At 33.3% G+C, this 15,719-nt stretch carries 12 protein-coding genes and 1 riboswitch; all 12 genes read right to left on the reverse strand.

Going from position 1 to position 15,719, the window contains the following annotated elements:
- Positions 1-112 precede the first annotated feature (112 nt).
- Positions 113-2,968, reverse strand: coding sequence for an FtsK/SpoIIIE family DNA translocase (locus BN4220_RS19160; RefSeq protein ID WP_066720521.1), 2,856 nt, complete (start codon positions 2,966-2,968; stop codon positions 113-115).
- A gap of 121 nt (positions 2,969-3,089) precedes the next feature.
- Positions 3,090-3,920 carry an undecaprenyl-diphosphate phosphatase gene (locus BN4220_RS19165; protein ID WP_066720523.1) on the reverse strand — a complete coding sequence of 277 codons (831 nt, stop codon included), beginning with the start codon at positions 3,918-3,920 and terminating at the stop codon, positions 3,090-3,092.
- A gap of 259 nt (positions 3,921-4,179) precedes the next feature.
- Positions 4,180-4,818 carry a ClpP family protease gene (locus BN4220_RS19170; RefSeq protein ID WP_347477151.1) on the reverse strand — a complete coding sequence of 213 codons (639 nt, stop codon included), beginning with the start codon at positions 4,816-4,818 and terminating at the stop codon, positions 4,180-4,182.
- 535 nt (positions 4,819-5,353) lie between these two features.
- A complete protein-coding gene (locus BN4220_RS19175) occupies positions 5,354-5,797 on the reverse strand; it encodes a GNAT family N-acetyltransferase (protein ID WP_066720526.1) in 444 nt (147 codons plus the stop codon).
- 328 nt (positions 5,798-6,125) lie between these two features.
- The gene (locus BN4220_RS19180; protein WP_066720529.1) at positions 6,126-7,400 is read right to left on the reverse strand and encodes an O-acetylhomoserine aminocarboxypropyltransferase/cysteine synthase family protein; all 1,275 of its coding nucleotides are present in this window, start codon (positions 7,398-7,400) and stop codon (positions 6,126-6,128) included.
- A complete protein-coding gene (locus tag BN4220_RS19185; protein WP_066720531.1) occupies positions 7,397-8,755 on the reverse strand; it encodes a M16 family metallopeptidase in 1,359 nt (452 codons plus the stop codon). The genes BN4220_RS19180 and BN4220_RS19185 overlap by 4 nt, the downstream gene beginning before the upstream one ends.
- 99 nt (positions 8,756-8,854) lie before the next feature.
- Entirely contained in the window at positions 8,855-9,721 is an 867-nt protein-coding gene (locus tag BN4220_RS19190) for a PTS glucose transporter subunit IIA (RefSeq protein ID WP_066720533.1), read from the reverse strand.
- Between the two features lie 140 nt (positions 9,722-9,861).
- Entirely contained in the window at positions 9,862-11,958 is a 2,097-nt protein-coding gene (locus BN4220_RS19195) for a polyribonucleotide nucleotidyltransferase (RefSeq protein ID WP_066720536.1), read from the reverse strand.
- A gap of 303 nt (positions 11,959-12,261) precedes the next feature.
- Positions 12,262-13,533, reverse strand: a complete 1,272-nt coding sequence (locus BN4220_RS19200) for a bifunctional folylpolyglutamate synthase/dihydrofolate synthase (protein ID WP_197467959.1) — start codon at positions 13,531-13,533, stop codon at positions 12,262-12,264.
- A gap of 182 nt (positions 13,534-13,715) precedes the next feature.
- A complete protein-coding gene (locus tag BN4220_RS19205; RefSeq protein WP_242867821.1) occupies positions 13,716-14,231 on the reverse strand; it encodes a folate family ECF transporter S component in 516 nt (171 codons plus the stop codon).
- A 113-nt stretch (positions 14,232-14,344) separates the two neighbouring features.
- Positions 14,345-14,441, reverse strand: a riboswitch (THF riboswitch).
- A 122-nt stretch (positions 14,442-14,563) separates the two neighbouring features.
- The gene (gene rpsO / locus BN4220_RS19210; protein ID WP_066720542.1) at positions 14,564-14,830 is read right to left on the reverse strand and encodes a 30S ribosomal protein S15; all 267 of its coding nucleotides are present in this window, start codon (positions 14,828-14,830) and stop codon (positions 14,564-14,566) included.
- Positions 14,831-15,008: 178 nt separating this feature from the next.
- Complete coding sequence (locus tag BN4220_RS19215) at positions 15,009-15,551, reverse strand: zinc ribbon domain-containing protein (RefSeq protein WP_066720548.1); 543 nt, start codon at positions 15,549-15,551, stop codon at positions 15,009-15,011.
- Between the last annotated feature and the right edge of the window lie 168 nt (positions 15,552-15,719).

Genomic DNA, 15,719 nt, shown 5'->3' on the forward strand with positions numbered 1-15,719 from the left:
TACTTATCTCTATTGTTCTATATTTTCAACCAATCATACATTTCATTTTAAATACATTCCAATAGTTTTAGAAAAGGGACTGTTATACAAACAGCCCCTCTTTTTTATGCTATTACACATACTCATCAATATATTGCTCAAATTCTTCTAACGACATTAAAACTTTTCTTGGTTTTGTGCCTTCTTCTGGTCCAACAACACCAGCTTCTGAAAGTTGATCCATGATTCTAGCCGCACGATTAAAGCCTATCTTATAAACTCTTTGAAGCATACCAATGGATGCTTTGTCCTTTTCTATAATAAACTTACCGGCTTCTATAAAATACTCATCTCGATCACTTGAACTGCCGCTCGCTCCAGATTCAATGGAAGATTGCACACTTGTAATTTGATTTGTGACATCTTCACTGTATGAAACATTTATATTTTGCTCTTTTAAGAAGTCAACAACTGCTGATACTTCTTTATCAGATACAAATGCGCCTTGAACACGAACAGGTTTTGGATAACCTGATGGAAAGAATAACATATCACCCTTTCCAAGAAGTTTTTCTGCTCCTGAACCATCAATAATTGTTCTAGAATCAATTGCAGAAGATACAGAAAACGCAATTCTAGAAGGTACATTCGCTTTAATAAGCCCTGTAATAACGTTTACCGATGGACGTTGTGTCGCTATAATTAAATGTAATCCCGCTGCACGCGCCATTTGTGCCAAACGACAAATTGCATCTTCTACTTCTCCTGGCGCTACCATCATAAGATCCGCTAACTCGTCTACAATAATAATAATCTGAGGTAATTTTTGATATTTTGGATCATTTAATTCTTTGATTTCTGCAACTCTTTCATTATAGCCCTTTAAATCACGAACACCTAAATCTGCAAACTTCTTATATCGCTCTGTCATCTCCATAACTGCCCAATTAAGCGCTGCACTGGCTTTCTTTGGATCTGTAACAACTGGAATTAATAAGTGTGGAATTCCATTATATACGCTTAATTCTACAACCTTAGGATCCACCATAATCATACGAACATCCGCTGGATTTGCTTTATATAAAATACTCATAATTAAAGTATTAATACAAACAGATTTACCAGAACCGGTAGCTCCCGCAATTAATAAGTGAGGCATCTTAGCAATGTCGGTAACTACAGCTTGTCCACCGATATCTTTTCCAACTGCAAACGCAATATCAGAAGAATGATTCTTAAATTCCTTAGTATCTAATAATTCACGTAACATTACAGCAGTATTTTCTTTATTTGGTACTTCAATACCAACTGCTGCCTTACCTGGGATAGGTGCTTCAATTCTGACATCTGCCGCCGCTAGATTTAATTTAATATCATCTGCTAAACCTGTGATTTTACTAACTTTTACTCCTTGTTCAGGCTGTAACTCATATCTAGTTACTGCTGGTCCACAGCTTATGTTCGTAATCGTAACTCTTACCCCAAAACTTTCTAAGGTTTTTTGAAGCTTCATCGCCGTTTCTTTTAAATCTTTATCAGTCATTCCCTTTTGACCGTTCTTTGGCATTGCCAAGAGATTTAATGGTGGAAACTCATATTTCTTTTGCTCTTCCATCACTTGATTGATGGTTAGAGTTTCCTCAGACGATGCTTCCCCCTGTTTTGTTGAACGATTCTTAGCAGGGGCACTATGTGATTCCATAGGCTCATTTGCCTTCATGTCTTTTTCTTTATTTAAAGTTGCTTCACTTTGATGTACCTTATCAAAAGAAGTATCTTCAAACTCATTCACAAACGATCCCTCGTCTATATTTCTACCTTCCGTTTCAAAAACTGCTGTATTAACATCCATGCTTTGAACATTATTAGCTATGTTGCCTTGTATGTTATCCTTTATATTATCATCATGAGATTCGCTTTTTGATCCAAACTTTCTATGTAATTCATCCTCATAAATTGCATTCACTTCACTTATCATTGAATCAGAAGGAATATAGTTACCCGTAATTGAAAACTCCGAATCACTTCCATCAGTTACTTCTTTCATGTCGTAACTCATAGTCTGTTCCTCATTAAAAGAAGCGAATGAATCATCTCCAACAGAGCTCTTGTGGGTCTCCTTGCCTTTTTGTTTCAATCGCTCAAGAAAACTAATTGGTCTGCTCTCTTCTTCATCATCCTCTATCTCATCTTCATCTTCTTCCTCGAATTGCTTTCCATGTTTTTGCAAAGTAACAACTCTTGGACGTCTACGCTCATAATATTCATCCTCTTCGTCCATATCATATTCTTCTTGTTCTCTAAGGGCTCGTTGTTCCCTGTGATATTCTATGGACTCACTTCCTAATTTCGCTAGATAGGATAGTAATGCCTTTCCTGTAATAAGCATAAAACAGATAACAAATAACGCAATTAATATTACTGCAGTCGCTATGGTTCCAAATAAAGGGCAAAATATCTTAACCAGTGTTCCGCCAATTAACCCTCCACCAGTTTTATGATTGGCGCTTATTTCAAAATAAGAAAGCCAATTTACTTCTTTATCATAACCACTAAATAATTGGATCATAGAAGAAATAATAAATAAAAGTGCTATGCCACTATATAACTTCTGTTTAGCAATCCTATTACCACGATTTGATAATGAAAAAGCTACCATAAAAAATAATGCAAATGGAAATATGTACGCCAGTATTCCAAATAACCCAAACACTACGAAATTAATACCGTTTCCAATCGGACCGCATAGATTTATATAACTTAAAATTAAAAGTAAAGAAACAAGTAAGGTGATTACTAATATAACTTCATCGATTAACGTTTCTTGTTCTTCCCTAATAAGTTTTTCATTGTTTTTCGATCTTTCGTTAGAGGAACGTTTTTTCTTTGTAGTTTGTACTGTCTGCTTAGCACTTGTACTTTTTTTATTCTTTGTTCCTTTTTGACCGGTGCTATTTGATGAACGACTTTTTGTCTGCTTTGCAGCCATAATTCCTCCTCCTTTTTACGTAAATAGAGAGTGTCTCTAAGGTTTAAGTGACACATTTAATGTGCCATTGTGTCAGCTAAACCTAAGAGACACCCTCTAGAATATTATACCTTCTCTTAATTTATCTTGCAAGTAAGAAATAGGCTATTATAAGGCATCCGAGCACAATTCTGTAATATCCAAATACCTTAAAATCATTGTTTTTAATATAACCAATTAAGAATTTAATCGCAAGAATCGACACAATAAAAGCAACTGCCATTCCTAGGAGTAGCACAAATACTTCATAGGAAGTAAAATTAAAGCCAAATTTCACAAGCTTAAGTAAGCTAGCACCAAACATTGCTGGAATTGCTAAGAAAAATGTAAATTCTGTAGCAACATATCTTGATGTACCAAGTAATAATGCAGCAACTATGGTTGCACCAGACCTAGAAGTTCCTGGAATGATAGCTAATACCTGAAACGCACCTATAAATAATGCAATCGGATATGTAATTTGCGAAAGTTCAGTTACTTTAGGCTTTGAACCTACATTGCGTTTTTCTATTACGATAAAGGCAATACCATAGATAATTAATGTAGTTGCAATTGTCGCAGGATTATAAAACTTCTCTTCAATGATATCATCAAATGGTAGACCAATAATAATCGCTGGTATACATGCAACTGCAATCTTTAACCATAAATTAAACGTATCTTTTTTAATAAAATATGGCTCTTTTTTTGAAAATGGCCACAATTTACGAAAATAAATAACAACAACCGCTAAAATTGCCCCTAGCTGTATCAATACTAAGAACATATTCATGAAATCTTTACTTACTTGCAATGGCATAATCTCATCTACAAGTAGCATATGCCCGGTACTACTGATTGGGAGCCACTCTGTGATACCTTCAACAATACCTAGTACAATAATCTTCAAGATTTCGATTAAACTTAACTCCATATTTTCCTCCCAGATTAGAGACCCTGAAACCTTTCTCTTTCTTTTTACTTTATTTTTATTCTAGCGACTATTTTATCATAATTAATGGAATATCGCAAGTAAATTGCCAGTAAGTCAAAGTATTTCACAAATTTCATATGTATAATTTCATGGAAGAAATCATGCTAAATATATTTAAAATAACTCAATATTACTTATAGTACAAGGCGGTCACAAATATAATAGCTATTTGCGACCGCCCCATCGTAACTTAAGTTAATTACTTTTTCTCATCAATTAGTGAATGAAGCTTTTGCATTGCTTCTTTAATACCACCAACCTCGTTAATAAGCCCCTCTTCCACTGCCTTTTCGCCAACTAAAATAGTGCCCAAATCCTTTGTAAGTATCCCAGTCTTCATCATCATCTCTTCAAGACGTTCTTTACTCGTATTACTATGAGCCTCAATGAAACCAACAATTCTATCTTGAATCAATTTAAAATAATCATAGGTTTGTTGTGCACCTATTACTGTACCACTCATACGAACTGGATGTATAATCATAGTGCCACTTGGTACAATAAATGAGTAAGTTGTTGAAACCGCTAATGGTACACCGATGGAATGGCCACCTCCAAGTACCAAAGAAACGGTTGGCTTGGTTAATGAAGAAATCATTTCTGCAATGGCTAAACCACTCTCAACATCGCCACCTACTGTATTTATTAGTATCAACAGACCATCGATTTCTGTACTATCCTCAATCGCTGCTAGCTGAGGTAGTACATGCTCATATTTTGTGGTTTTCGTATTTTGAGATAAACATTCATGTCCTTCAATTTCACCAATAATGGATAACAAATGTAACTTATGACTTTTCTCATTATTATCTAAGGTTACTTGCCCATATTCAGAAATCTTTTCATCTTGTCGCTTTTCTTTTTCAGCCTTTGCTTCTTGGTTTCCGCCCTTTGGATCATTTTTCTTGTTGATTCTTTGATTATTGTTACCTCTTGCGTTTTCACTTATTTCTTGTTCTGATTTCTGATCCCCTTCCTGGGTGTTCTCATTCGTATTATCATTTTTATTCTCGTTTTGTTTATCATTTATATCTGTCTGAACGTTCCCATTCATCACTTTATTATTCACTGATTCATGGCTTATATTTTTTATTTGATTTTCATCCGTTATGCTATCTTGTCCTAGTATATTTTTTAAGTATTCCATAAGCTAGTATCCTTTCTTACATGAACTTTTATACTAAAGCAATTCTTACGACTCCATTACTTTAGTAACACCTTGTTATTATGCGAATACCAGTCTTTTTTATACAAAACAAAGCTTAAATTTATGATTATCTTTCTATAATTTCTTATATGTTAGGAAGGCTTTGTTTTATTAGCCTATAATTTTTTTACCATATCAGTAGTGAAATAACATAAACTAAAAGTATTCAATTTAATTTCATGTATAAAAGTGGATAAGGATTTCCTTGCTCGTCCTTATCAGTTCTTTTATAAACTTGAAAGCCCATGTGTTCATAAAAGCCTTTTGCAAGTGGATTTTGCTCATTAACAGTCAACTCATTGATGAAATAATTTTCAATACCATATCGAATCAACTGTTTTCCTAAACCTTTCCCTCTTTCTTCAGGCGAAATAAATAACATTTCAAGTTTTTGTTCTTCCAATCCCATAAACGCAATAGGAAACTTACTTTCGTTCTCCGCAACAATCAAATGAGATATCTCTTTTAACGCTTGTGGGACATATTCCTTAATATTTTCTATTTCTTTATCTGATAAAAACAGATATGTCGCCTTTACAGAGTTTTCCCACACTTCCAATAGCTGTTCTATTAGTAATGAAGTTCTTTCTTTCACTTCAATTATTCTCATATTCATTCCTCCGTAAATTCCAATTTGTATTCTACTTCTAGTTATATATTATAATATAGAGTTTAATTATAATATTGCGTTTAAATATAGTCTATCTTTTTTGCTTTAGTAGATGTACGTCTTTTATATAATAAAAAGATGTAACATATTTAATTATTTTATTTAAAAAAGGATGTAACATATCTAATCATTTTACTTGAAAAAGGATGTAACATATCTAATCATTTTACTTGAAAAAGTATTTTAAAACTTTAAAAATACTCTTTCAAACTTAATGAATTTATGTACATCCTTTATTATTAAATTTCCATTTCTATGATGATAAAGATTAAATAAGTGCTAATGCTTGCTCAATATCTGCAATAATATCTCTCTCATCTTCAATACCAATACTCATACGTACTAAGTCAGCTGAAACACCTGCCTCAATTAATTGCTCATCAGTAAGCTGTCTATGTGTAGTACTTGCAGGATGAAGTACACTTGTTCTAGCATCTGCTACGTGTACAACAATTGCAGCTAATTTTAAACTATCCATAAATTTCATAGCTGCTTCTCTTCCACCTTTTACACCAAAAGAAACAACTCCACTTGTACCATTTGGCATGTATTTGTTTGCTAAGTCATAGTATTTGTTACTCTCTAACCCAGGATAATTTACCCAAGAAATCTTTTCGTGATTTTCAAGATATTTCGCTACGGCTAATGCATTTTCACAATGACGTTTTACGCGAAGATGAAGAGTTTCAAGTCCTAAATTTAATAAAAATGCGTTATTTGGTGAAGGAATTGAGCCAAGATCTCTCATAAGTTGAACTCTAGCTTTACATATATAAGCTGCTTCCTTAAATTGTTCTGTATAAACAATACCATGATAGGATTCGTCTGGTGTTGTTAATCCTAAAAACTTACCATTATTCCAATTAAATTTACCACTGTCAACGATTACACCACCAAGTGCTACTGCATGACCATCCATATATTTTGAAGTGGAATGAACTACAATATCTGCACCAAATTCAAAAGGTCTGCAATTAATTGGAGTTGCAAATGTATTATCAATAAATAATGGAACACCATTTTTATGGGCAACATTCGCCCACTTTTCAAGATCAATGACTACAAGAGAAGGGTTAGCAACTGTTTCTGCAAAGTAAAGCTTTGTATTTTCTTTACACGCTGCTTGTAATTCTTCACTTGTACTATCAGGAGAGACAAAAGTTACATCAATACCAAGACGCTTTAAAGTTACAGCGAATAAATTCGTAGAACCTCCATAAATAGCTGAAGAAGAAACAATATGATCTCCTGCACTACAAATATTAATAACAGCTAAGAATAGAGCTGCTTGCCCAGAAGAGGTACACATTGCTGCCACACCACCTTCAAGTGCTGCAATCTTTTTCTCAACAAAATCAATGGTAGGATTTGCCAATCTTGAATAGAAAAATCCTTCTTCCTCTAAGTCAAATAATTTTCCAACAGTCTCACTTGAATCATATTTATATGTAGTACTCTGATAGATCGGTAATACTCTTGCTTCCCCATTCTTTGGTTGATAACCTTCTTGTACACACATGGTATTTACTTGATATTTACTCATAACTTATCCTCCTTCATCTGTAACCACTTCTTCTTTATACGTGTAAAACTATTTCCTGTTTTCGGACCAACTAAACAAATACTTAGTTTTTCCATATCTAAAATTTGCTTTGCAAACAAATTGATATCCTCTAGTGTAACTTTCTTAAGCCCCTCTAATGCCTCATCCAGTGTTCGAATACGTCCACGAATCATCAGGCTCTTGGCATTGCTATTCATTCTTGATTTAGCACTTTCACTGCTCATGATAAATTCTGTTATCACTTGCGCTTTATGGGTTTCTAATTCCTCTTTTGTAATTCCATGGTCACGTATATCTTTTAAAACTTCATCCACTGCACCAAGCACTGCATCTGCTTGCGATGGATTTATTGTTATATCGATATGAAATAAACCTGCCATATCAAATGAACTTCCATACGAATAAATAGAATACGCAAGGCCTAAGTCCTCTCTTATTTTTTGAAATAGCCTGGAATTATTGCTTCCACCAAGTATGGAATTAAAAATTGAAAATATATCATTCTTCGATGAATGTATTGAAATTGCAGGAAATGCAAGATTTATATGTAATTGCTCAATTTCCTTATGTTTGGTACAAAAGCAATTATGATACAACACCTGATTCTTTGCATTCATATGCTCATATTTCGCCTGATAAGGTTCTAAGCGTATCTCCTGCTGCTTTTTAATCGCATTCGCAACATTACTTGCTTTTTTTGATCCTCTTGGTATATTTTTAAATTTTTCTTCTAGTAATTTAATTAAATCATTCTTATCAAAATTTCCAGCAACTGAGATTATCATATTATCTGCTGTATAATGAAGTTTCATAAAGGATAATAACTGTTGTTTTGTAAAGTTTCGCACCACAGTTTTATTTCCAGATATTATATAACCAAGTGACTGGTCTTTAAAAATTCTTTGTTGTAATAATTCATGTACAAGATCTTCTGGAGAATCTTCATACATATCTATTTCATCACAAATAACACGTTTTTCTTTACGAATATCATTTTCATTAAAACTAGATTCCTGCAACATATCTGCGATTAAATCAATTAAGGTTGGCAAGAATTCCGTAACTGTTGATCCATAATAACAAGTTACTTCTTTACTAGTAAACGCATTTACATCATCACCTATGCTAGAAGTTAAATCCGCGATTTCCTTTGCGCTTCTATTATGAGTTCCTTTAAAAAGCATATGCTCAATCATATGTGATATTCCATTATTACTTTTTGTTTCTCCTGCTGAACCTATACGAACCCATACTCCAAAAGATACGGTTCTAAGATACGGTAAATGCTCTAGTGCTATTTTTATACCATTTGATAATCGTGTAACTTCCGCCATATCCACCTCTTTATTTAGAGATACATAATCTTGTATCTTATCCTCTTATTAACATTAGTAGTTTATCACGCTAATTCAAAAAAAACAACGTGAATCTCATTATATTGGGTTTTCTTTCATCGTAATTAATTTATCCCCAATGGATACATAATTCTCTCTTCGAACTAAAACAAGTTGATTTGTTTTATAATTATCTATAATGACAGAAACTGTAAATGGACTCATTTCATCCATGATAATGTCTTTGTTTACTTTAAATAAAAGATCTCCAACCTTTACCTCTTTTCCATGATTTATAATTTGCGTCCAATAATCAGACGATGAATCACAGGCACTTGGTTCTGTTTTTAACACAACAACAAGACCATTGTTTGATTCAAAGGTAATTTGATGGCTCTCTTCTGATATTTCTTTAATCACTCCATTGACTGGAGAAACAATCTTATCATCTGTCAACTTAATCATTACACCAGGATTATAAAGTCCTGATTCTTTTGTATCCTCAATGGACTGCGCAACTTGTTCTACATCTCCACTACAAGGACTATAAACAAGTTGTAATTTATGTTTTCGTTCAAATTCTATTTTACGAAGTCTTTTATCTTCTTCCTGTTTTTTAATCTCTTCATAGTATGCTTCTTGTGCAAGTCGATCTGGATGCTCTCTTCGATGAGATACTCTAGCGCCATCTAAGCGACTATTCCCGCTATTCTCTTTTTTCAAATAATTAGAGCCCTCTTGTGCTTCTTTACCTTCTTTTGTTGAACTTAAATCTCTAGTACTTCTTTTATCTAACTTCCCCTTTAATGCTTTGGGTAATTTAGGACCTTTAACGTTGTTCCCTCTTCTCTTTCCATACATATGAAAATGGATTTTCTTGATTCGAACTAAATACAACAACGTCCCTAATATAAACAGTAAGATTATTGCTACAATCGCAATAATAATAGCCAACTTGTCAAACATAAATACACTCTCCTTTTAAGTATGTTACATTTGTATTATGCTAATATATGGCTATTATTATACTTTATTCTAATATGAAATAAAGTTGCCTCACAAAGATGTTAATCTGTGAGACAACTCTATCTTAAATCTAGATATTATTAATTTTCTTCTTTATAATCTTTGATGCTAAAGCTAACTCTGCCCATTTTATCTTTACCAAGGCAAACAACTTTTACCACATCTCCAAGAGTTAAAACATCTTCTACGTGATTGATTCTTTCTTTGCTAATCTTTGAAATATGAACCATACCTTCTTTACCTGGTGCAAATTCAACAAAAGCTCCAAACTCTTTAATACTAATAACTTTTCCTTCGAAAACCTGACCTTCTTCGAAATCAGTTACAATCGTTTGAATCATCTTAATTGCTTTATCCATACCTGCTTGATCTGTTCCACAAACAGAAACTGCACCTTCATCAGAAATATCAATCTTAACGCCTGTTTGTTCGATGATTGCATTGATTGTCTTACCTCTTTGACCAACTACATCACCAATCTTAGCAGGATCTATTTGAATTTGAATGATCTTTGGAGCATACTTACCAACTTCTTTTCTTGGTTCTGCTATTACAGGAGTCATAATATCATTTAAGATATATTCTCTTGCTTCTTTTGTTCTTCTAATTGCTTCTTCAATGATTGGTCTTGTTAATCCGTGAATCTTAATATCCATCTGAATTGCTGTAATACCATCATGAGTACCCGCTACTTTAAAGTCCATATCGCCAAAGAAATCTTCAAGTCCTTGAATGTCTGTTAATACGATATAATCATCATCAGAATCACCAGTAACTAAACCACAAGAAATACCTGCTACTTGCTTCTTAATTGGAACACCTGCAGCCATTAATGATAATGTGGAAGCACAAATACTAGCTTGAGATGTTGAACCATTGGATTCCATTGTTTCAGAAACTGTACGAATTGCATATGGGAATTCTGCTTCACTTGGTAAAACAGGAACCAATGCTTTTTCAGCCAAAGCACCATGTCCAATTTCACGACGTCCTGGTCCACGGGATGGCTTTGTTTCACCAACGGAATAGGATGGGAAGTTATAATGATGCATATAACGTTTTGAAGTTTCTGCTTCATCAAGTCCATCAATTCTTTGTGCATCCGATAATGGAGCTAATGTAGTTACTGTTAAAATCTGAGTTTGTCCACGAGTAAACATACCTGAACCATGTACTCTTGGTAAAATATCAATCTCAGCTGCTAATGGACGAATTTGAGTAATTGCTCTACCATCTGGACGTTTATGATCCTTTAAAATCATCTTACGTACCGTCTTCTTTTGATAGTTATAAACAGCTTCATCGATGAAAGGTACCCAATCTGGATTGCTTTCTGTAAAAGCTTCTTCTAACTTATCTTTAATTTGACGGATGTTTTCTTCACGTACTTGTTTTACGTCTGTAAATACAGCTTCTTCCATCTGTTCTGGTGTAACAATTTCTTTCATTGCTTCAAACATATCTGCTGGAACTTCACAGCTAATATATTCATGTTTTTCTTTACCACATTCAGCAACAATCTGATCAATAAACTTAATTACTTCTTGATTTACTTCATGTGCTGCATAGATTGCTTCAATCATTTGATCTTCTGGTACTTCATTAGCACCTGCTTCAATCATGATAACTTTATCCTTTGTGGAAGCAACGGTTAATGCCATATCAGATACAGCTTTTTGTGCTGCGGTTGGATTAAATACAAATTTACCATCAATTAAACCAACTTGAGTAGAAGCTGTTGGTCCATCAAATGGAATATCAGAAATAGCAACTGCGATTGCAGATCCTAACATTGCAGTAATTTCAGGTGAGCAATCTGGGTCTACTGACATTACTAAGTTATTTAAAGTAACATCATTTCTATAATCCTTAGGGAATAATGGACGCATTGGACGGTCAATAACACGAGAAGTTAAGATTGCATTTTCACTTGCCTTACCTTCTCTTTTGTTAAATCCTCCTGGAATCTTACCAACAGCATATAATTTTTCTTCATATTCTACGCTTAGAGGGAAGAAATCGATTCCTTCTCTTGGCTTTTCTGAAGCTGTTGCAGTTGATAAAACTACTGTATCACCATAGTGCATAAATGCCGCACCATTTGCTTGAGCAGCTACACGACCTACATCAACAGTAAGTGTTCTGCCCGCAAGTTCCATAGAAAAACTTTTGTACATATTCATATCTCCTTTTATTGAACAACGAATTGTTATAACAATCCTATTGTGTAATGCGTAGAGATTCCGAAACAACTGAAAAAATCACTCTAAATAATAAGCCTCTTTAACAAGTGCTACTTTAAATGATAAATCGCTTTAAAACAGGCGCCACTTTAAATAATGAATTGCTTAAAACAAGCGCTACTTTAAATAAAGAATGAGCTTTTCAGTAGTCTCGGTAAAAATCTCTACATAATCTTCTTTATTAGGTTATATAACCCAACTCATTAAGATTATATCACTCCTAGTATGAAATTGCTACTAATTTTTAAAAGACGCTCTAATCTCTCCTGCCATATATAAAGAACCAATTGCACATATTACATCATTACTATTTGCATGTTCTAACGATAGCTTTATTCCTTCTTTTACTGAGTCACACGCATAAACTGGCTTATTATACTGCTCCAGCTCCTCTTTTAGCAGTGATAATGAGAGAGCTCTTTTATTCTTAGGTTCCACCGCAATAAACTCACTCGCATATGGAGCCAGTAATTGATACATCCTTTGGTAGTCTTTATCTTTCATAACTCCAGTGACAAAGATTATTTTTTTATCATAAAAAAATTGATCTAAAATTTTAATAAGTTCATTGATGCACTGCACATTGTGTCCACCATCTAAAAATACATATGGTTTTTCGTTAAGACATTCAAATCTAGCTGGCCAAAGCACCTTAATAAGGCCCTGATAAATAGCATTCTCTTCTATCCCATGTCCTAAGTCATTTAAAGCTTTTATTGTCTCTATTGCAACAACCGCATTTTTTATTTGATGTTCGCCAAGAAGTGGTATAAATAAATTATTGTAGGTTTTATATGAAAAGTTTTGCCCTTTTAAGCTTACATTAATCTTTGTTATCTTAGAAAAATCTACAATACGTAATTCTACCTTTTCTTGATTGCATTTTTCTTCTAAAACATTTAACACTTCATTATTTTGTTCATAACTTATGGTAATACAATCCTTACAAATTATTCCTGCCTTATGTTTCGCAATTTCACTATAACTATCTCCAAGAAATTCGATATGATCTCTCCCTATATTCGTAATTACAGCCACTTCTTTTCTTGGTATAATATTCGTTGCATCTAAACTTCCACCAAGCCCTGTTTCAAGAACAACAAAGTCGCAATTTTTCTTATTGAAATACAAAAATGCAATGGCAGTAATAATCTCAAACTCTGTAGGCAATTCTTCGGTTTCTAGAGTATCCATACTCTTTTTTACCTCTGAAGCGGTTTGAATTAGTTCTTCATTGGTAATTATATCATTGTTAATTTTTATTTGTTCATTTATTATTTCTAAATAAGGAGATGTAAATAAACCAACGCGGTATCCACCCTCCTTTAAAATTCCCGCAATCATAGCACTTGTTGAACCTTTTCCATTGGTTCCGGCAACGTGTATATATTTTAAGTCTTTTTCAGGATTTCCCATATTATTAAGAAGCTTTCTTAAACGCTCAAGACCTGGTTTACTTCCTAAAAATGCAGTACTTTTAATAAAATCAAGTGTTTCGCTTAAATTCAAAATTATTTCCATCCTTTCAGGATAATTATATAAGATAATGAAACTTTTTTGTTATAAAATAATGGCTTACTTTTATTTTTATAATGATCGCTCATTTTTATTATGATCGCTTATTTTATTATATTTAAAAATTGGGACCGTACAAAACTTCCGTTTCACACAGTCCCAATAGGTTTATTATTTTATAAAGTAAGCGCTTTAAATCTTGGCACTAAAAGTTTACTAATCATTGGTATTACAACGATTTGTACAATCATCATAACCACATTTTGCCCAATTCGTAATGGTAATAAAGCCAAAAATGGTGTTCCGTATAGCATAGATATCCAAAATGTGTTAAGTAGTAAGCTACCTACTAAATGAGTGATACACACTGCAATAATAACATGGGGCATCGATTGTTTTTTCTTTAAGAAAATACCATAAACGATACCGTTAAAGAATGCAGTAAATGTAAATCCTGGAAAATATGCTCCAATCGGAAATAAGATTGCACCAATCACATCAGCGATCCCTGCTACCATTCCAGAAGCAAGCGGTCCATATAACATTGCTACGATAACAATTGGAACAAAACTAAAACTAATTTTAAAGTTCCATGTCTGGAAAGAAAGCCAACGAGATAAAACGATTTCAATGGCTATAAAAAATCCAAGAGTTGTTAACATCATTAGTGAAAAATGATTCTTATTTTTCATCGAATCTCCTCCTTTCTTAGACAGTTTCCTGCCATATATTTGTCGAGCATAATGTATACATAGTAATACACTTCATTCATGCTACAACAAGAAGGAGATCTTCTATTATGTGTAGCAGCGGGATGCGAACTTTGTACCGCAAGTTTCCTTTTCGTTCACCCAGCAACTCCCCGTCTGTGTGACACTTAACGCACAAAATCCTACTCTGCAACTAATATTTGCTCATTCGACAAAATTATTCTAGCATATTTTTTTCAACAATGCTAGAAGAATAATATACAAAAAATAATTTAAAAAAGGACTGTCTTTCGACAGTCCTATGCTTACTATAATTACTTTCTTAAACCTAAACGTTCAATTAATGCACGATATCCTTCAAGATCAGTTTTCTTTAAGTATTCAAGTAAACCTCTTCTTTGACCTACCATTTTAAGAAGACCTCTTCTTGAGTGGTGATCTTTATTATTGTTTTTTAAATGCCCAGTTAATTCATTGATTCTTTCTGTTAAAAGAGCGATCTGTACTTCTGGAGATCCAGTGTCATTTGCTGTTCTACCATAAGCTGCAATAATTTCTTGTTTCTTTTCTTTGCTAATCATGTTTAAATCCTCCTAAATATAATTCACCGAATACTAAGCATTAGGTCGGAGTGTCCAAATGCCGAGTAATGGCCGTGCTTTGCACAAACTAGATAATAACATAAATCATTTAAAAAGTAAATACCAAATTAATCTATTCTATGCATTCCATCCTATTTCATCATACCAAGGGATGTTGCTATTTTATCTTATTACCGCACTTTGTACAAAAAGTGGAAGCTTCTTCAAGTTCCGCTCCACATTGTGAGCATTTTACCTTTTCAGTTCCAATAATTTTATTAATAAAATCAAGTCTTATATATTTTCCTTTTAAAGAGTTAAAAATAAGTAGTACAAATACAACAATAAAGGCAAAATCAATACCACTTGATATGTAATCGATAATTCTAACTATAACCGTACCAGCAGATACTTTACTGCCTACCCCTAATGCTTCTTCCCAAACACTAGAATACGAGGAAGCAGTTGGTACAAACCAGCCAATAAATTCTTTTAAAATCCAAAACAATTTGTCAATGATAAACCAGAAAAACGCTAGTAAGATCCCCTGTTTTAAAGCAGATTTTACTTCTTCATCAAAGCTAAATACATAAACAATTCCTAGAAACACTAATAAAGCCCATGATAACTGACTTGAAGCAGCGTAGCAAAGCCCGTAAGCGATTGCACATAAGATAGTTACCGGTATTCCAAAATTTTGTTTTGATAGATTGTTTTGCATAAATACTCTCCTTTATAATATTTTTTCATTAAAATAACTAGTAACTTGAATCAAAACTGCTTTTGTAGAGGTACTTGCACGAATTGATTTGTTAATATTTGTAATTTCTATTTTAAATGAAACTTTAACATTTTACAATAGTAAATTGATTTTTAGTGAAAGAGTATT

The sequence above is a fragment of the Clostridium sp. Marseille-P299 genome (assembly GCF_900078195.1).
In the GTDB taxonomy this organism is placed as follows: domain Bacteria; phylum Bacillota; class Clostridia; order Lachnospirales; family Lachnospiraceae; genus Lachnoclostridium.